Origin of the sequence: Vibrio crassostreae, from assembly GCF_041439375.1 — a bacterium.
GTDB classification, from domain to species: domain Bacteria; phylum Pseudomonadota; class Gammaproteobacteria; order Enterobacterales; family Vibrionaceae; genus Vibrio; species Vibrio crassostreae_D.
In genome coordinates this window covers 192743-210631 of record NZ_JBGONY010000001.1, presented here as the reverse complement: position 1 = coordinate 210631, position 17889 = coordinate 192743, and the positions used below count along the sequence as shown (strand labels likewise).

General features: G+C 44.3%; 18 protein-coding genes. 13 read left to right on the top strand and 5 right to left on the bottom strand.

Annotated features, from left to right (window positions below):
* The first annotated feature begins 103 nt into the window (after nucleotides 1-103).
* The 7 genes from rbfA to ACED45_RS00950 all read left to right on the top strand — a co-directional run bounded on the left by rbfA (nucleotide 104) and on the right by ACED45_RS00950 (nucleotide 7493).
* Nucleotides 104-517, top strand: coding sequence for a 30S ribosome-binding factor RbfA (gene rbfA, locus ACED45_RS00980; RefSeq protein WP_017065964.1), 414 nt, complete (start codon nucleotides 104-106; stop codon nucleotides 515-517).
* The gene (gene truB, locus ACED45_RS00975; protein WP_017059233.1) at nucleotides 517-1470 is read left to right on the top strand and encodes a tRNA pseudouridine(55) synthase TruB; all 954 of its coding nucleotides are present in this window, start codon (nucleotides 517-519) and stop codon (nucleotides 1468-1470) included. Before rbfA ends, truB begins: the two co-directional genes overlap by 1 nt.
* 218 nt (nucleotides 1471-1688) lie before the next feature.
* Nucleotides 1689-1958 carry a 30S ribosomal protein S15 gene (gene rpsO / locus ACED45_RS00970; protein ID WP_010436144.1) on the top strand — a complete coding sequence of 90 codons (270 nt, stop codon included), beginning with the start codon at nucleotides 1689-1691 and terminating at the stop codon, nucleotides 1956-1958.
* A gap of 378 nt (nucleotides 1959-2336) precedes the next feature.
* The gene (gene pnp / locus ACED45_RS00965) at nucleotides 2337-4457 is read left to right on the top strand and encodes a polyribonucleotide nucleotidyltransferase (RefSeq protein ID WP_019819855.1); all 2121 of its coding nucleotides are present in this window, start codon (nucleotides 2337-2339) and stop codon (nucleotides 4455-4457) included.
* Nucleotides 4458-4581: 124 nt separating this feature from the next.
* Entirely contained in the window at nucleotides 4582-5505 is a 924-nt protein-coding gene (gene nlpI, locus ACED45_RS00960) for a lipoprotein NlpI (protein ID WP_048658156.1), read from the top strand.
* 153 nt (nucleotides 5506-5658) lie between these two features.
* Nucleotides 5659-6066, top strand: coding sequence for a MarR family winged helix-turn-helix transcriptional regulator (locus ACED45_RS00955; protein ID WP_009847536.1), 408 nt, complete (start codon nucleotides 5659-5661; stop codon nucleotides 6064-6066).
* Between the two features lie 89 nt (nucleotides 6067-6155).
* Nucleotides 6156-7493 (top strand): MATE family efflux transporter, encoded by a 1338-nt coding sequence (locus ACED45_RS00950; RefSeq protein WP_371713148.1) that lies wholly within the window; start codon nucleotides 6156-6158, stop codon nucleotides 7491-7493.
* 86 nt (nucleotides 7494-7579) lie between these two features.
* Here the strand turns inward: ACED45_RS00950 and ACED45_RS00945 are convergent, their stop codons facing one another.
* From ACED45_RS00945 to ACED45_RS00935, 3 genes are all read right to left on the bottom strand, one after another.
* On the bottom strand, nucleotides 7580-8458 hold the full coding sequence (locus ACED45_RS00945; RefSeq protein WP_371713147.1) for a U32 family peptidase: 879 nt from the start codon (nucleotides 8456-8458) through the stop codon (nucleotides 7580-7582).
* Nucleotides 8459-8476: 18 nt separating this feature from the next.
* Nucleotides 8477-9490: a ubiquinone anaerobic biosynthesis protein UbiU gene (gene ubiU / locus ACED45_RS00940; RefSeq protein WP_371713146.1), complete on the bottom strand. Its 1014-nt coding sequence runs from the start codon at nucleotides 9488-9490 to the stop codon at nucleotides 8477-8479.
* Between the two features lie 164 nt (nucleotides 9491-9654).
* Nucleotides 9655-11694: an EAL domain-containing protein gene (locus ACED45_RS00935; RefSeq protein ID WP_371713145.1), complete on the bottom strand. Its 2040-nt coding sequence runs from the start codon at nucleotides 11692-11694 to the stop codon at nucleotides 9655-9657.
* 258 nt (nucleotides 11695-11952) lie between these two features.
* Between ACED45_RS00935 and ubiT the strand changes: the two genes are divergently transcribed.
* From ubiT to ACED45_RS00905, 6 genes are all read left to right on the top strand, one after another.
* Entirely contained in the window at nucleotides 11953-12480 is a 528-nt protein-coding gene (gene ubiT / locus ACED45_RS00930; protein ID WP_032545250.1) for a ubiquinone anaerobic biosynthesis accessory factor UbiT, read from the top strand.
* A complete protein-coding gene (locus ACED45_RS00925; RefSeq protein ID WP_102433383.1) occupies nucleotides 12464-12967 on the top strand; it encodes a GNAT family N-acetyltransferase in 504 nt (167 codons plus the stop codon). The genes ubiT and ACED45_RS00925 overlap by 17 nt, the downstream gene beginning before the upstream one ends.
* Nucleotides 12968-13126: 159 nt before the next feature.
* Nucleotides 13127-13525: a DNA polymerase III subunit psi gene (locus ACED45_RS00920; RefSeq protein ID WP_371713144.1), complete on the top strand. Its 399-nt coding sequence runs from the start codon at nucleotides 13127-13129 to the stop codon at nucleotides 13523-13525.
* Complete coding sequence (gene rimI / locus ACED45_RS00915; protein WP_371713143.1) at nucleotides 13518-13973, top strand: ribosomal protein S18-alanine N-acetyltransferase; 456 nt, start codon at nucleotides 13518-13520, stop codon at nucleotides 13971-13973. The genes ACED45_RS00920 and rimI overlap by 8 nt, the downstream gene beginning before the upstream one ends.
* A gap of 159 nt (nucleotides 13974-14132) precedes the next feature.
* Entirely contained in the window at nucleotides 14133-15713 is a 1581-nt protein-coding gene (prfC, locus tag ACED45_RS00910) for a peptide chain release factor 3 (protein WP_017063282.1), read from the top strand.
* A 106-nt stretch (nucleotides 15714-15819) separates the two neighbouring features.
* Nucleotides 15820-16650, top strand: coding sequence for a LysR family transcriptional regulator (locus tag ACED45_RS00905; RefSeq protein ID WP_371713142.1), 831 nt, complete (start codon nucleotides 15820-15822; stop codon nucleotides 16648-16650).
* On the opposite strand, the gene ACED45_RS00900 is transcribed toward ACED45_RS00905, so the two are convergent.
* Nucleotides 16647-17360, bottom strand: a complete 714-nt coding sequence (locus ACED45_RS00900) for a hypothetical protein (protein WP_371713141.1) — start codon at nucleotides 17358-17360, stop codon at nucleotides 16647-16649. The two genes, ACED45_RS00905 and ACED45_RS00900, sit on opposite strands and share 4 nt — an antisense overlap.
* A 97-nt stretch (nucleotides 17361-17457) precedes the next feature.
* The coding region (locus ACED45_RS00895) for a hypothetical protein (protein ID WP_371713140.1) at nucleotides 17458-17889 on the bottom strand (432 nt) is incomplete at its 5' end.

The following is a 17889-nucleotide window of genomic DNA, read 5'->3' as shown; positions in this document are numbered from 1 at the left end:
GTTACTAACATTACTAATAAAGGTAATAAGTAATCGGTTGTTGAATACACCATGGGGGGCTGGTAATTACCAAGCCCCCCATCTTTCTAAGTGAGAAAAGAAAATGTCAAAAGAATTTAGCCGCACACAACGTGTGTCTCAGCAGCTTCAAAAAGAACTTGCTCTTATCCTCCAACGTGAAGTTCGTGACTCACGTATTGGTATGGTAACTATCTCAGATGTAGAAGTGTCTCGTGACCTTGCTTACGCAAAAGTGTTCGTGACTTTCCTATGTGTTGGTGAGCAAACACCTGAATCATGTCTTAAAGCTCTTAAAGAGCATGAAGTGCCAGTTCGTATGGCTCTTGGTAAGCGTATTCGCCACCGTTTAACGCCTGAAGTTCGTTTTACTTACGACAACACACTAGTCGAAGGCATGCGTATGTCTAACCTAGTAAGTGAAGTTCTGAACGACGACAAGCGCAAGCAAGAAGAAGCTGGCCGCACTGATGAAACTCAGTCTAAGGGCGAAGAGTAATGGCTCGCCGTCGTAAAGGTCGCCCTATCAACGGGGTAATTCTATTAGATAAGCCGACTGGCATTTCGTCTAATGATGCACTGCAAAAAGTAAAGCGTATTTACTTTGCAGAGAAGGCAGGGCACACCGGTGCTCTGGATCCTCTTGCGACTGGCATGCTGCCAATTTGTCTTGGTGAAGCAACGAAGTTCTCTCAGTTTCTTCTAGATTCTGATAAGCGCTACGTTGTTATCGCTAAGCTTGGTGAGCGTACCAATACCTCTGACTCTGATGGTGAAGTGGTAGAGACACGTGATGTCAACGTGACTCAAGAACAGCTTGAGCGTTGCATTGCGAGCTTCAAGGGTGAAACCGATCAGATACCATCAATGTTTTCGGCATTGAAGTATCAAGGTAAGCCTTTGTACGAATACGCGCGTGCAGGTATCGAGGTTCCTCGTGAGTCTCGTAAAATCACTGTGTACTCTATTGAATTGCTTCGCTTTGAAGGTGATGAAGTTGAAATGGAAGTGCATTGTTCGAAAGGCACATACATCCGTACAATTACCGACGATCTTGGTGAAATGCTCGGTTGTGGTGCTCACGTGACCATGCTTCGTCGTACAGGTGTCGCGAAGTACCCATACGAGCGTATGGTGACTTTGGAGCAGTTAAACGAGATCTTAGAGCAAGCACAGGCGCAAGAAATTGCACCGAAAGAGCTGCTTGACCCACTGCTGATGCCAATGGACACTGCCGTTGAAGATTTACCAGAAGTAAACCTGAACGCGGAACTGACTGACCTTGTTCAGCACGGTATGCCCGTCCAGGTTGCTGGTGCGCCAACTGAAGGCACGGTTCGTATGACAAGTGGCGAAGAGAAGCTGTTTGTCGGCGTTGCTCAGATTGCTGAAGATGGCCGAGTTGCACCGAAGCGTTTGGTTGTTTTCAGAGATGAAGAGCCACAAGCGTAACGCTTAAATCGAGTTAGATCTTAGCGGTTCGTCTTGAAATTCGAGCAAATAAGACAGAAAGCGAACACCTAATTTAGGTGGTTCGCTTTTTTCGTTTTTAATGGGTTCGATTGTTATTGCACCAACTGACAAACTTCCCTATAATCCTCGGCTCGCGTAGCGGCTGAATCAGAGATTGGCTGCTACAAATATAAACTTACTCTTATCAGGAGAGAATTATGTCTCTGAATGCAGAAACTAAAGCAGCAATCGTTGCAGAATACGCACAATCTGAAGGCGACACAGGTTCACCAGAAGTACAAGTAGCACTACTTACTGCTTCTATCAACCACCTACAAGGTCACTTCAAAGCGCACAAACACGATCACCACAGCCGTCGTGGTCTACTACGTATGGTTTCTAGCCGTCGTAAGCTTCTTGATTACTTGAAAGGCAAAAACCTTGCTCGTTACCAAGACCTAATCAAGCGTCTAGGCCTACGTCGCTAATAGCGATGTCTGCAAAGACAGTTTGAAGAAAAGGAGCATTTATGCTCCTTTTTTTGTGCCTGTAAGAAAATGCTAGGCCGGATGCTCAGAATATCATCTGGCTTTTTCTGATAGGAAATATATCTCCTAATAAAAATAGTTTATACTACGCCCGCCTATAGCGTTTTCAGCGTTTGGCAATCAACCTCTCAAGAGATTACAGTCACAGATGTCGGCCAATAGGTCGCGACTATTCAAAGGCGGATTTGGTCTTAATTCGGCGTATGAACTCATACAAAGAGTCACCATCCTAAGTCCCTTTTCACTAGTCGCGATTGGTAATATCTTGAGTCATTATTCACTTAATCTAAAGTTTGACTTTAGAGCTAAGGATATACAATGTTTGAAAAACCAGTTGTAAAATCGTTCCAGTACGGTAACCACACCGTTACTCTAGAAACGGGCGTAATTGCACGTCAAGCTACCGCTGCTGTAATGGCGACTATGGATGATACATCAGTATTCGTTTCTGTTGTTGCTAAGAAAGAAGCTGTTGCAGGTCAAGACTTCTTCCCTCTAACAGTTAACTACCAAGAGCGTACATACGCTGCGGGTAAAATCCCTGGTGGTTTCTTCAAGCGTGAAGGTCGTCCATCTGAAGGCGAAACACTAACAGCTCGTCTGATTGACCGTCCAATTCGTCCACTTTTCCCAAGTGCGTTTAAAAACGAAGTTCAAGTTATCGCTACGGTTGTTTCTATCAACCCTGACGTAAACCCAGACATGATCACTATGATCGCAACGTCTGCTGCACTTGCTATCTCTGGTGCTCCATTCAATGGTCCTATCGGTGCTGCACGTGTTGGTCACATCGACGGCGAACTTGTTCTTAACCCATCAAATACTGAGCTTGAAAACTCTAAACTAGACCTAGTTGTGTCTGGTACAGAAGGCGCAGTACTTATGGTTGAATCTGAAGCAGATAACCTATCTGAAGAAGAAATGCTTTCAGCTGTTGTTTACGGTCACGACCAACAACAAGTTGTAATCAAAGCAATCAACGAGTTTGCTGCTGAAGTTGCAACTCCATCTTGGAACTGGGAGGCACCAGCAGTTAACACAGAGCTTAAAGCTCAAGTTGCTGAACTTGCTGAAACACGTCTATCTGACGCGTACCAGATCACTGAAAAAATGGCTCGTTACGAGCAAGTTGGCGCAATCAAGAACGACGTTGTTGAAGCTCTAATCGCACAAGACGAAAACCTAGATGAGCGCGAAATCCGCGGCATGCTTGGTTCTCTAGAGAAAAACGTAGTACGTAGCCGCATCATCGCTGGCAACCCACGTATCGATGGCCGTGAAAAAGACATGGTTCGTGCGCTAGACGTACGTACTGGTGTTCTTCCACGTACACACGGTTCTTCTCTATTCACTCGTGGTGAAACTCAAGCACTTGTTACTGCAACGCTTGGCACACAACGTGATGCTCAAATCATCGATAGCCTAATGGGTGAGAAGAAAGACAACTTCCTTCTACACTACAACTTCCCTCCATACTGTGTAGGTGAAACTGGTTTCGTTGGTTCTCCTAAGCGTCGTGAAATTGGTCACGGTAAGCTTGCTAAACGTGGTATCCAAGCAGTAATGCCTTCTGTTGAAGAATTCCCATACACAGTTCGTGTTGTATCGGAAATCACAGAATCTAACGGTTCTTCTTCAATGGCTTCTGTATGTGGTACATCTCTAGCGCTTATGGATGCTGGTGTTCCAATCAAAGCTTCTGTTGCGGGTATCGCAATGGGTCTTGTTAAAGAAGGCGACGATTTCGTTGTTCTTTCTGACATCCTTGGCGACGAAGATCACCTAGGTGACATGGACTTTAAAGTAGCAGGTACTAACGCTGGTATCACTGCACTTCAAATGGACATCAAGATCGAAGGTATCACTAAAGAGATTATGCAAATTGCACTTAACCAAGCGCAAGGTGCACGTAAGCACATCCTTTCTGTAATGGATGAAGCTATCTCTGGTGCTCGTGAAGATATCTCTGAATTCGCTCCACGTATCCACACAATGAAAATCAGCTCTGATAAGATCAAAGATGTTATCGGTAAAGGCGGCGCAGTTATCCGTGCTCTTTGTGAAGAAACTGGTACTACAATCGAAATCGAAGACGATGGCACAATCAAGATTGCTGCTACTGAAGGCGCAGCTGCTAAAGAAGCTATCCGTCGTATCGAAGAGATCACAGCTGAAGTTGAAGTTGGCCGCATTTACCAAGGTAAAGTTGCTCGTCTAGCTGACTTCGGTGCATTCGTTACTATCCTTCCAGGTAAAGATGGTCTAGTACACATCTCTCAAATCGCTGACAAGCGCGTTGAGAAAGTGTCTGACTACCTAACTGAAGGTCAAGAAGTTCCTGTTAAGGTTCTTGAAATTGACCGTCAAGGCCGTGTACGTCTAAGCATGAAAGAAGCAGTTGAAACGCCAGCTGAAGGCGAAGCACCTGCTGCTGAGTAATTCTCAGTGTGTCGATGGTGATATCGCTTTTTAGTGATTTCTAACCTATCGTCAACAAAGCATGTTATAAAGGGGAGCATATCGCTCCCCTTTTTTATTGCGGTCATAACAGGAGTAATTATTTGTGAAATGGTTTCAAACCGCGAGTATGTGTTTACTGCTTGTACTAACAGGTTGTGCGACAACATCAGATAACGCCTCACGTTGGGTTTATCCACCGATGGCTGTGCCACTGCAACCAAGCGTTCAGCAAGAAGTTCAAATTGCACGTCTTAGTCAGTTATTACAGCGCCCAGATTTGAACGATGAAGTTCGAGCTAAGATGCTGTTTGAACGTGGTAACTACTACGACAGTGTTGGCCTGCGTGATCTCGCGCGTCTCGACTTCAACCAATCTCTTTCATTGAACCCAGCTCAACCTGATATCTTCAATCTTTTGGGTGTTTACTTTACGCAGGTAGGGGAGTTTGATGCGGCTTATGAATCTTTTGATTCTACGTTAGAGCTTGATCCTGCAAACTCTTACGCAGAAAGAAACCGTTCTATCGCGCTTTATTATGGCGAACGTTACGACTTAGCCAATGAAGAGATGATGAAGCACTACGCCGATGATCCTAGCGATCCGTTTCGCGCTCTTTGGTTGTATATTATTCAGCATGAGCTAACGCCAGAGCAAGCTAAGCTTGATTTACAAAAACGTTACGAGAGTCGCGATGAGCAGTGGGGCTGGGTATTAGTCGCGATTATGCTTGATGACATTACTGAAGAGCAGGCTTTTAAGGCGATCTTAACCGGTACTCGTGACAACACGTTACTAGCGCAGCGTCTAACAGAGACGTACTTCTACCTTGCTAAGCGTTACCATATGAATGGTGACTACGCGAATGCGATCTCTTTGTACAAGTTGTCAGTCTCTTTCAACGTGTATGAATATGTAGAGCACCGCTACTCTTTCTTAGAGCTAAGCCGTATCTTCACCACGCTTAAAGCCGAGCACTTAGCACAAGTTAAGTTAGCTGAGGCTGAAGAAGAAGCCAGCGCTAAGTAAGCAATACATTTTGACTCCGAGAAGCCGCTGCCTGTCAGCGGTTTTTTTATGCTCCTTTTTTATGATCTTCATCTCGTTTTGATTGCTTTTTATTTAAACAACACTAAAATAGTTAGTCTTGCTAACTAAATGCTATTCTTTGATTGGGTGAGTATGCTAAACCAGAATTTAGAAAAGATTGAGCGTTTTGCTTCAAAGATATGGCGAACTCAGGTAAATGAAGATCCTATTTGCCAATTGAGCTTTAACGAGTATGACTATTTGAAGGTCATTCAATCCTCTCCTGAACCGATCCGATTGACTGATCTTGCGATTGAGATGCAGGTGACCAAGCCTTCAGCAACCACTATGGTTCAGAGACTAGAGAGAAAGGGGCTTGTTGAGCGTAAAGCTTCGCTCGAAGATGCGAGGTCTAAGTTGGTTGTACTGACCAGCAAAGCTGAAGTCGGCTTAGAAGAAGAAAGTAAGATCTATCAGGTCATGGCACAAATACTGGAAAGTCGTTTGTCTGAGCAAGAATCTCAGCAGCTAAACCTATTATTAAATAAAGCTTTGAAGTAAATAATTTAGATATTTAGTTAGCCTTGTTAACTAATTTTTCGAGTCATATCTTGTTGATATGCGACTCACAAATGAAAGTAGAGTAAGAAATGAGTAACTCAATTAGTCGTCAGTTTTGGCGATACACAATCCCTACCGTGGCAGCCATGTTGGTTAATGGCCTGTACCAAGTGGTGGATGGCATTTTCATTGGCCGCTATGTGGGGGCTGATGGACTTGCAGGTATCAATGTTGCGTGGCCTGTGATTGGTTCGATTCTCGGTATTGGTATGTTGGTGGGCGTGGGTACAGGTGCACTGGTCTCGATTCGCCAAGGTGAAAAAGATACTCAAGGCGCTAAGCAGATCTTAGCAACGGGCTTAACCTTGTTGTTAGCGATAACGCCTATTGTCTCCGCATTGCTGTTTTTGTTTGCTGATAACTTCTTGCTTTGGCAGGGCGCTGAAGGGCGAGTGTATGAACTTGGCTTGCAGTACTTACACATTCTGATTGGTGCTAGTGTCTTCACGCTAGGTTCGATCGCGATGCCGTTTCTACTGCGTAACGATGACAGCCCTAATTTAGCGACGATATTGATGATCGTTGGTGCTGTGATTAATATCGTACTCGATTACCTGTTTATCGCTCTGTATGGTTGGGAGTTGATGGGCGCGGCACTAGCAACAGCTATCGCACAATTTGTGGTAACGGGCTTAGGTCTGGCTTACTTCTTTTCACGTCGAGCAAATTTACGCTTACGTTGGAATGAGTTACGACTGAAGCTATCGGTTATCCCACAGATCTTCGCCATTGGTACATCAAGCTTCTTTATGTACGCTTATGGTTCGATGATGGTGGCGCTGCACAATGCGTTGTTCTCCCAATATGGCGACCAGTTGATGATTGGTGCTTACGCGATTTTGGGCTACATCGTGACGGTTTATTATCTCACGGCTGAAGGTATCGCCAATGGCATGCAACCTTTGGTGAGCTACAACCATGGTGCGCGTAACCAAGCGAACATTCGTAAGTTACTTAAGATTGCGATGCTGAGTTCGGTATTGATTGGTGTGGCGTTCGTGCTGCTTCTGAACGCATTCCCACGTGAGTTTGTATCAGTCTTTAACTCGGACGAACCTCAGTTAGTTGAGTACACAGTATTAGGTATTCGACTACACATGTTTGCATTGGCGCTTGATGGTTTCTTAGTGGTAGCGGGCGCTTATTACCAAGCGGTAAACAAGGGCAGTAAGGCGATGTTTGTAACGATAGGCAATATGCTTATCCAGTTACCTTTCTTGTACATCATGCCTAAATTGTACGGTGTGCCGGGGATCTGGATTGCCTATCCACTGTCTAACATCGCGCTAAGCGTAGTGGTTATGATTACGCTCTATAAAGACGTAAAGAAGCTCGACGATGCGCCGCTAGAAACAGTGACAGCATAGGTCGCTTTTCTTGAGCTAAATAAAAAAAGGTCTAGCGAATGCTAGACCTTTTTTGTATCTGTTGCTGGCTAGTTCAATTCGAATAACTAGATGTTCTTAACGTCTAAACCCGCAAGTTGGTGCCAATAACCGTTGCATTGGCGGCTTTCAATGGTCTTTGGATTTTTACCTTGTTCGTTCGCTCTGAAGTTATTGATTTCAGAGAAGGTATCGATGCCCAATGGGCTTAAACGAACCACATCAACCAAGTCATGCATGCTCGGTAGATCATTGACTAGGTTGTAGCAGTAACCGGATTGAGTTTGAATACCGTTAAGGTTAAAGACAGATTGGCCTTCTTGGCTATCGACTTGTAGGCCAGTAGGGTATTTGATGCAGCAGGTTTCGCAATCGTCTTTGGCTTTGTTTTCTGCGCGAGCGGTAAAGCATCGTGCTGAGTAAGCAAGCGGTAGGTAGCCGTGGCTAAATACTTCTACTTCGAACTTATTACGGATATTAAGCTCTTCGCACTGTGTCATTACGTTGCTTAGCCATTCGCGAGAAAGCTCAACAGGCATACACCAACGCGTCATACCTTGTTTCAAGAACAGATTCAGAGTACGTGCGTTGTAGGTGTTAACCGCCGGGCCAACCACAAAAGGCACTTTGCTTTCGCTTGCTAATTGAATCGCAGAGACGTCGTTGGCTTCAATCGCAAAGTCACCGTTATCAATGTACTTCTTCATGATGTTGACTTCGCTTGGTGCTTCTAGCAATGCCATGGTGGAAAGTACGACTTGCTTACCTGAAGCCGACAGCTCTTTGGCAATATCCATCCAGTGTTTTGCTTTCATCTCACGACGCTTTGAACACACGGCTTCACCTAGATAGATGATATCAGCAGAGCTTGATTTCGCTTGTTCATAGAAGCTTCCAACGTCTTGTTTTGGCCAAAAATAAAGAAGAGGGCCTAATGCGTATTTCATTGAGTTCTCCATTTGGCTCTATTGCCATTTGCGGTGATAAGCGCCAAGCGTGGTTTGTGTACCTTCCGATACATTCGCCAGTGTCGCATTCCAAGCTTGTTCTACTTGGTATTGTTCAGGATTTGCTAAGTAGCGGTCGATGGCTGCGCGCCAAGTGCGAGTGACTTGTTCAACATAAGCAGGGCTACGCTGACGACCTTCAATTTTCACTGAAGCAACATTGGCAGCGAAAAGATCTGGCAGCATTGATAGCGTGTTTAGGCTGGTTGGTTCTTCAAGTGCGTGATAGCGCTTACGTTCACCATTGATCTCTGCTTCAAAGCGGCCTTTACACAGCGTTGGGTAACCTGCGTTCTCACCTGCTTCATATTTATCGATAAGGATTTCGTTCAAGCGAGATTCGAGGCCTGTTTCTGTTTCTTGCCAGCGAACGTATTTCGCAGGAGAGCAAGCGCCAACCGTATTTGGTGATTCGCCAGTCATGTATGAAGAGAGGTAGCAACGACCTTCTGCCATGATGCACAAACTACCGAAAGCGAATACTTCAAGGTCAACGTCAGAAGTGATATTACGAGAAAGCTGTTTGACCTGATGGATCGATAATACACGCGGCAGTACCACACGCTTAACATTGAAGTTCTTATGGTAGAAGTCGATAGCAGCGGCATTGGTCGCTGATGCTTGTACCGATAGATGCAGTTCTAGATCTGGATATTTGTTTGCTGCGTACTCAAGCACCGCGATGTCTGCGATGATTAGTGCATCGACACCTAGCGCAGCAGCGTTGTCTACGGCATTGGTCCAACGGTCGAAGCCATTTGGGTGAGCAAACGTGTTTAGGGCAACATGAATTTTCTTGTTGTGGTCATGCACATACTGCACAGCACGATCGAGCTTTTTACCCGCAAAGTTTAGGCCTGCAAAGTGTCGGGCATTGGTATCGTCTTTGAATCCGATATAGACAGCATCCGCACCACAATCAATAGCGGTTTTCAAAGCAGGTAAGTTACCCGCTGGGCATAAGAGTTCCATTTGCTCACTACCAGTAGAATTGAGTTGAAGCGAGCATTTTATGAAGAATTGTGAATGACGGAATTGATGTAAGGCAGGTTTAGATGGATAAATCTGCTTTTACTCCGTTTGAGGTACTGACGAGTGACCGTTTTACATGTTGGCTTGGTTTAAATATGAGGTACTTAATTCTTATGGCGGCGGTTTTGGGCAAACAACTCTTCGACATCTTGTTTTGGTTGCGGACGGTAGAAGTGGAAGCCTTGAATCGAACTACAGTTGAGATTAGACAGCAGAGTCGCTTGCTCACTAGTTTCGACACCTTCAGCAACCACAGTTAAATCGAGAGACTTACCCAGGTTGATGATGTTTTCAATTACGGTGATTTGCTTTGGTAGGGTATCGATATCGGAGATGAAAGCACGGTCTATCTTTAGCTCATCAATTGGGAAGCGAGCAAGGTAAGACAGTGAAGAGTAACCAGTACCAAAATCATCGATGGAGAGAGCAAAGCCAAGTTTCTTGATGGCGTTAAGCATTTGAAGTGTGTGTTCACTATCACTCATCACCGCGCTTTCCGTTAGCTCAAATGTAATCGCACTTGGGTCTAGTTCTGTCGAACGCAGCAGTTTTTCCATGTAATCAATCAGTTTCGGGTTCCCAAACTGTTCAGGAGAAAGGTTGATTGCCACACGGCCAGGTAGGATCCCCTGCATCTTCCAGCGTTTAACTGTTGCGAATACTTCACGCATCACCACACGACCAAGCTGCTCGATAAGACCTGCACGTTCTGCAACTGGGATGAAAGCAGCAGGGCTGATGTAGCCTTCGACAGGGTGTTTCCAACGAACTAGAGCTTCTGCTCCGTTGATGGTGAAATCACGGGCATTTACTTTTGGTTGGTACCAAACCTCGAGTCCATTTTGTTGCAGCGCTTTCTGAAGCTCAATCTCCAGCCACAGTCGCATACGCGCTTCTTTGTTCATCTGTTCGTTGAACTTGATCAAGCGGTTGCGACCACGATCTTTCGCTTCATACATTGCTGTGTCTGCATTTTGCAACAAGATACGAGCATCAGTACCATCTTGAGGGAAGTTCACGCTACCAATCGAGCAGGCCAAGCGTTTACTGAAGTGGTGAAGATCGAAGGGTTGATTGATCAGGGAGATGATCTTTTCAGCGAGCATTTCAGGTGTTCGCTGATGTTCAGGTTCTGGCAGGATAATACCAAACTCATCCCCGCCTAAATGCCCAATCACAGCCTTACGGGGCAGTAAGCGTTTAAGGCGTGAAGCGACCTCTTTAATCACCTTGTCACCGATGTGATGACCAAGTGAATCATTGATATTCTTAAAGTTATCAATGTCTAAGTAGAGCATCACCACTGGCGTATCGTTGTGAATGAACTGCTCAAGACGCTTTGTAAACCCAACTCGGTTATAGAGCTTAGTCAGTGCGTCGATGTAGGCATCTTCACTGTTTGCCTGTGTATATTGTTTTGCGGTTTCTTGTGCGTCTTGGATAAGCACCAACTGAGTATTACTTCCAAGAACAGTGGTGGAGTCGATGTTGAGCTGAACCTTACGTTCAAAGCCGCATCGGGCACCCGTTAAGCAAACCAAACCAGACTCAGAAATAATAGAAGTGAGGTTATTATTGAAAACTGTTTTGGTTTGTTCATCGACAAATAGGCGTCCCAATTCTTCGCCAATTAACTCTGTGGTTGAGTTAAAGCCAAGCAAGCGAGCTGCTGCTGGGTTGGATGACAAGATGTAGTCACTTTCAACGAGCAGTAATCCGTCTGGGAGTAGTTGAGATAGCTTGTGGAATTTAGCTTCGGATTCTTCTAAAGAACGGACAAGTACTTGGTTTTCTGATGTGTCGAAGGCGTGAAAGACGATGTAGTCGGTTTTGTTGCCATTGGTAAGCGGAGATAGGCTGAAATGAAGGCTGGTATCGAGGTCAGTTTCGTTAAGGGTGACTTCGGCCTCAATCGTTTCGCCACTGAATGCACGCTCATAGTAAGGCTTAAGATGTTGGTAAAATTGTTCGCCCAATGTTTGGCGGTCATTCATGCCTGCAAGCTCTGTTTGACTCAAACCAGCAATATCGCAGTAACGCTCATTCACCATAAAATAGTTATGTTGAGCATCAAGTACTGCAAAAAAGAACGGACTATTTGCAGTTAGCTGGGTAAACCAATGTTGTAGTTGCTGGGGAGGCATCAAAGTACTACCAATTCTCCAAGAGCTTGAATATTCACTATCGATAAATATTTATTACTTTTTGTGTGGCTATCGATATTTACCTGTGAGTGCAGCGATCCGCTGTAATTCTCATTACCTGAGTTACTATAACTGTGATTTTCAGGATATTAAAGGTCGAGCATCAAACAGAAGTTAATTTGATACATAACAGTAACTGAGATCTTAACATCATCTATGATGCATTCCATATTATTGACAAAGTTACGGATAAGTCACGTGATAAACAAGATTCGCACTCAACTAGTTCAAAATGCCGCATCAATTTTGCGATCTCCAGTCCAGTTATTGCCTAAAACAGTACAAAAAAGAGCCTTGTTGGAGGCGCTTAAGAATGTCTTTAAGGAAGCTTTAGAGGACGGTGACTTTGAGTTCTTAGAAGATAAGTGGCTTAAAGTCTCAATAAAAGATATGGGGTTAAGTTGGTGTATTAGTTACAAAAATGAGCAACTAGTTGTAGCTGATAAAGAGGTGGCTGAAGATGTAAGCTTTAGCGGGAATCTTAATGACCTTGTGTTGATTGCGGGGCGTAAAGAAGATCCAGATACGCTTTTCTTCCAACGTAGACTGTCTATTGAAGGCGATACCGAGCTTGGTTTAGAAGTCAAAAACTTGATGGATAGCGTAGATTTGGACTTATTGCCGACTCCTATGAAAACTTTGTTAAATCAATTAGCTGATTTTGTGCAGAAGGGAGTACAATCCCCAGATACACAAAGTGAGGTAATGAATGCTTATTCGAACTGAAGCACCGGCAGATATACTTGTCATTGATCGTTTATTGAAATCTGTTTTTGAAACAGATGCAGAAGCTAATTTGGTTATGAGCCTGCGTGAGAATAGTCATTTAACGCTATCGCTGGTGGCTTGTTCTGACGAAGGCGAGGTGGTTGGTCACCTGATGTTTAGCCCTATCACGCTTAAAGGTGACGATCACAATTGGCAGGGGCTTGCACCGCTTGCTGTGAAAGAAGAGTTTCGCAACCAAGGCATTGCTAAATCACTGGTTGAAGATGCTTTCTCTACTTTGGTTGATTTTGGTTACCCAGCCTGTGTTGTGCTTGGTGATCCTGCCTATTACGGCCGCTTTGGTTTCAAGGCTGCGAGTGAGTTTGGTTTGAGCTGCACTTGGAATGTGCCAGAGGGAGCCTTTCAAGCTATCGAGTTAGTTGAAGGTGCGCTTGCAGGGCATTCTGGTGAGATTGCTTACAGTCCTGAGTTCAATGACTTATAAGCACATTTCCCACGCAATATGATGCAAACTGATTTAGTCTAAATAAAGGAGCTTGATGCTCCTTTATTTTTTGTTAGTATCAGCCCAACTCTGATGAGCTCGTTTTTAACTTCGCTCTAATAAATCGCCCACTATAAACCTAAGGTTACACCGCTAGATATGTCACAAACACACGCACAATACCTGCAAGAGATGGGCATTAGCCAATGGGAGCTTAGCCACCCAGAGCGTTTAGCGGGTTATGAATCTGAATTGATGCCACTCTCAAATGACTGCAAGCTACTGTTGGTTTCGCCTGAAAAGCCTCAGGAAGATCTCGCCGTGATGTTTGAACGAGTACTCAAAAGTATCAAGCTCGAATTATTTCAGGCATTACACATTCAGCCTCAGTACCTATCTTCTGTGGATTTAGGTTCGGTTGAGTGGATATGGTTTGCTGGTTGTGAGTCGGCTCAAGAGCTGAAGGCTAAAACACTTCAATCGCCATTACTGTCTGACATTAACGGTAACAACCAACACCGCCGCGACTTATGGCAACAAATTTGTGCTTATGACTAATCAATTTTTACCGACTTCACAACAACACCTAGACGCCATTTGGAAGATAGAGCAGGCCGCGTATTCTCACCCTTGGTCTGAAAATATGATCCGAGATCTTGATAGCCGAGGCGCTTGTCATCATGTGCTTGAAGTCGATGGGCAAGTGGTTGGGTACTTCTTCGCGCAAAACATCGTTGGCGAAGTCACATTGCTTAATATCGCGGTAGACCCAAGCCTGCAGGGTAAAGGGTATGGAAAAGCGTTAACGGAACATTTCCTTGATATGTGCGAACAAGCTGGTGCGGAAAGCGCTTGGCTAGAAGTTCGCGAAAGTAATGTGAATGCGTTTAATCTTTATGAAAAGGCCGGCTTCAATGAAGTTGATCGCCGTCGTAACTATTATCCAACTAAGCAAGGCAACGAAGACGCCATCATTATGAGCTATCTTTTTATGTCTTTTAGCTAGTCATACTGTAGCTTTTAGCTAAGCAGAGGGTACGCGAAAAATAGGGTGTAAACTGACCCTTTAGAAAGTGATACGCTTTCTGTATAATCCGCACACAGAATTCAAGGGCAAGTATTATCTACTTGCCCTTTTTACGCTTTAGATCAGCAAAGGGCGACTATGTCTTTCCAACAAGAAGTGAGCAAACGTAGAACGTTTGCGATTATCTCTCACCCGGATGCGGGTAAAACCACGATTACTGAAAAAGTTCTTTTATTCGGAAACGCGATTCAAAAAGCGGGTACCGTAAAAGGCCGTGGCTCTAACCAGCACGCTAAATCTGACTGGATGGAGATGGAAAAAGAACGTGGTATCTCGGTAACTACGTCGGTAATGCAATTCCCATACAATGATTGCCTAGTAAACCTACTCGATACTCCAGGACACGAAGATTTCTCGGAAGATACGTACCGTACGCTAACAGCGGTTGATTCTTGTTTGATGGTTATCGATGCTGCTAAAGGTGTCGAAGACCGTACTCGTAAGCTGATGGAAGTAACACGTCTTCGTGATACTCCAATCGTAACGTTTATGAACAAACTTGACCGTGATGTTCGTGACCCGATGGAAGTGCTTGATGAAGTGGAAAGCGAGCTAGGTATGGCCTGTGCTCCAATCTCATGGCCAATCGGTTGTGGTAAAGAGTTTAAAGGTGTTTACCATATTCACCGTGACGAAACGATCTTGTACGAATCTGGCCACGGTCATGAGATTCAAGAAGTTCGCATCATTAAAGGTTTGGACAACCCTGAGCTAGATGAAGCGGTAGGTGCTGATCTTGCGGAAAGCGTACGTGAAGAACTAGAGCTTGTTATTGGTGCTTGTCCGGAGTTTGATCACGAACTGTTCCTTGCTGGTGAGCTAACGCCGGTTTACTTCGGTACTGCATTGGGTAACTTTGGTGTGGACCACATGCTTGATGGTCTAACGAAGTGGGCTCCTGCACCTCAAACGCGCCAAGCGAATGAGCGTGATGTAGAAGCGACAGAAGAGAAATTCTCTGGTTTCGTGTTTAAGATCCAAGCAAACATGGATCCAAAACACCGTGACCGTATCGCATTCATGCGTATCGTATCAGGTACTTACGACCAAGGCATGAAGATGAACCATGTTCGTACTGGTAAGAACGTAAGTATTTCGGATGCGGTAACCTTCATGGCGGGCGACCGTGCGCGTGCTGAAAAAGCATACGCTGGTGACATTATTGGTCTGCATAACCATGGCACAATCCAGATTGGCGATACCTTTACTCAAGGTGAGAGCCTTAAGTTCGCTGGTATTCCTAACTTCGCACCTGAGCTATTCCGTCGTATTCGCCTACGCGATCCACTTAAGCAGAAGCAACTTCTAAAAGGCTTAGTTCAGCTTTCAGAAGAGGGCGCAGTACAAGTATTCCGTCCTATGCAGAACAACGATCTGATCGTTGGTGCGGTTGGTGTACTTCAGTTCGACGTGGTTGTAGCGCGCTTGAAAGCGGAATACAACGTAGAAGCTATCTACGAAGGTGTTAACGTTGCAACAGCTCGTTGGGTTGAATGTGATGACGCTAAGAAACTTGAAGAATTCAAACGTAAGAACCAATCTAACCTAGCGCTAGATGGCGGTGATAACCTGTCTTACATCGCACCAACTATGGTGAACTTGAACCTAGCTTCTGAACGTTTCCCTGAAGTTCAATTCCGAGCGACGCGCGAGCACTAATAGCGACAGTTCTACATAACACTGTTGGATAATATTAAAGCCGAATTGCTTCTAGCATTCGGCTTTTTTGTTACACTAAGAGTACACCGTTTTGATGGAGTAAAGCGTGTTTGATCTCAATTTAGTAAAGCCATTCCTCTCTGTATATCAACAAAGATCGATAACCAAAGCGGCTGAATCGTTAGAGCTAACTCAACCTGCGGTCAGTGCTGCAATCAAGAGGTTTGAAGCGGTGGTAGGCTATGCGTTGTTCGTAAGAGTAGGGCGTTCAATAGAACCAACGTCAATGGCTCACAAATTGGCAGGTCAATTATCTGATGCTTTAGAGCTGATGGAAGGTGCAGTATCAAGAAAGCGTGATTTTACTGTTTATATGCCAGCGAATCTGCTCCACAAAATGCCCATGCTCAATGGTGTTCAGCTGGTTGAATCACCAATCTCTGTTGATAACGTTGTCGAGGATATCCGACTCAACCGAGTAGATTTAGTAGTCGATACTGGTTTACCAAAACAAACGAGCTTAGCTTCTGAATTTGCGACAACCGATAGACTGTTATTGATGAGCGATCCCGAGGTCAGTAAATTTAGTGAGCAGATTTCGATGGATGAATTTCTTGCAGCTCGTCATGTAACCTTGAAGTTACTTCGCAAAGATACTCAAATAGTCGACTTTCTTTCCGAAAAGAGCTTCACACGTGATGTTGCTATTGAAGTAAGAAACATCACTAACTTGATATTGGCGGTAAAAGGGACTGACTACATTGCTGCGGTTCCGGTTAGCATGATCCAATTAGCAAAAACCATTGGCTTACGGATTCATGAGCCTCCATTCTCAATGCGTCCTGTGGAGTTTGAATTTTTCTATCACAAGAAGTATCAAACTAATGGGCAACATCAAGAGTTGCGAGAGAAGCTTAAACAGTTATTAAATAGCTAGAAATCGAAGGCTAAACCGAATTCCACATAGTTTTTGTTTTCAGGGTATATGGTGTAGGTAACGGACGGTTTTACGTACTTCAAGTTAAAGAATACAGCTACTTCGTGATAATGAATGTTGGTCCTAGTTTCATTTCTGATATGTCTAGATCTCGTAGTAGTATCATCTTTAATATAAAAGTCTTGGGTATCTTTTTTGAATCCGATTTCTTGGTTGAATTTGTAAAGAAAGTCAGCATATTGAATCGGGCTCCACAGAGCGCCTGCACTATAATCGAATGTGTCAGAGGCTCTATATTCCATGCATAAGTTTGGAAGACAAGCATCGAAATCTCTGTCCATATAGTTGTAGTTGATATCGCCAAGCAGTGTCCAATTTTTATGAATCAACTTAGCAACAAAAATGCCTGTTGTGATCTCATGTTCGCTGACTTTTACGGTGTTTTCAGTGTAGTACGTGTCCCCTTGCCAGAATGAATATCCCAACCCTGCTTGCCAATAGTCTTGAGTATCAACCTCTCCAAAAACACGCAATTTATCATTGATTTGATAGTTGATATCAAGAGTGGCAACCGTTTTTTCGTTGTCTGGGTTTTGAGATAAGCTGACGGAAAAAATATCCGTAAAACGCTCAATAGATTCAACCAGAGTGTCATTTGCTGATGAATGAAAAGGGAAGGTGGAAGCAAGTATTAATAGAAGGCGTTTCATATTCAAATTCCGAATCGCTTTCCTTAGCTAGTGAGTAAAAACACCCGATAATAGCGTTCACTATTATCGGGTGAGCGGGTTCAACTCAGGTTGAATTTTAGCCGCGTAAACGTTGTTGAATAGCGGATTTAGCTTTCTGTAGTTTAGTTGGGTCGATAGATTGAAGCTTGCTACGGTCGATGTTTGAACCATCAAACACATGATCGTGATTCTTTGTTTGAATACGTACACCGTCATCTATTTTTGAAACAGTCGCAACCCATTGACCGTTGCCTTTGACTAAAGAGAATTGGTCAGAAGTAACATCGCCTTCCACACGAAGTAGTGTTTTTTCAAAGTCTCCGTTGCCAATAAATACGAGCTCGCCATCTTTGCGTTGGACAGTACCTACCCACTCGCTGGTGTTTTCGTCGATAATGTGGATTTCGCCGTTAATGATCTTAACTGTCAGGTCACGCTCTTCCATCTCGGGGCGGTCTTCACCGAAATCTGGAGACCAACGAGGTGTATCATCAAAGTCCATATCTGG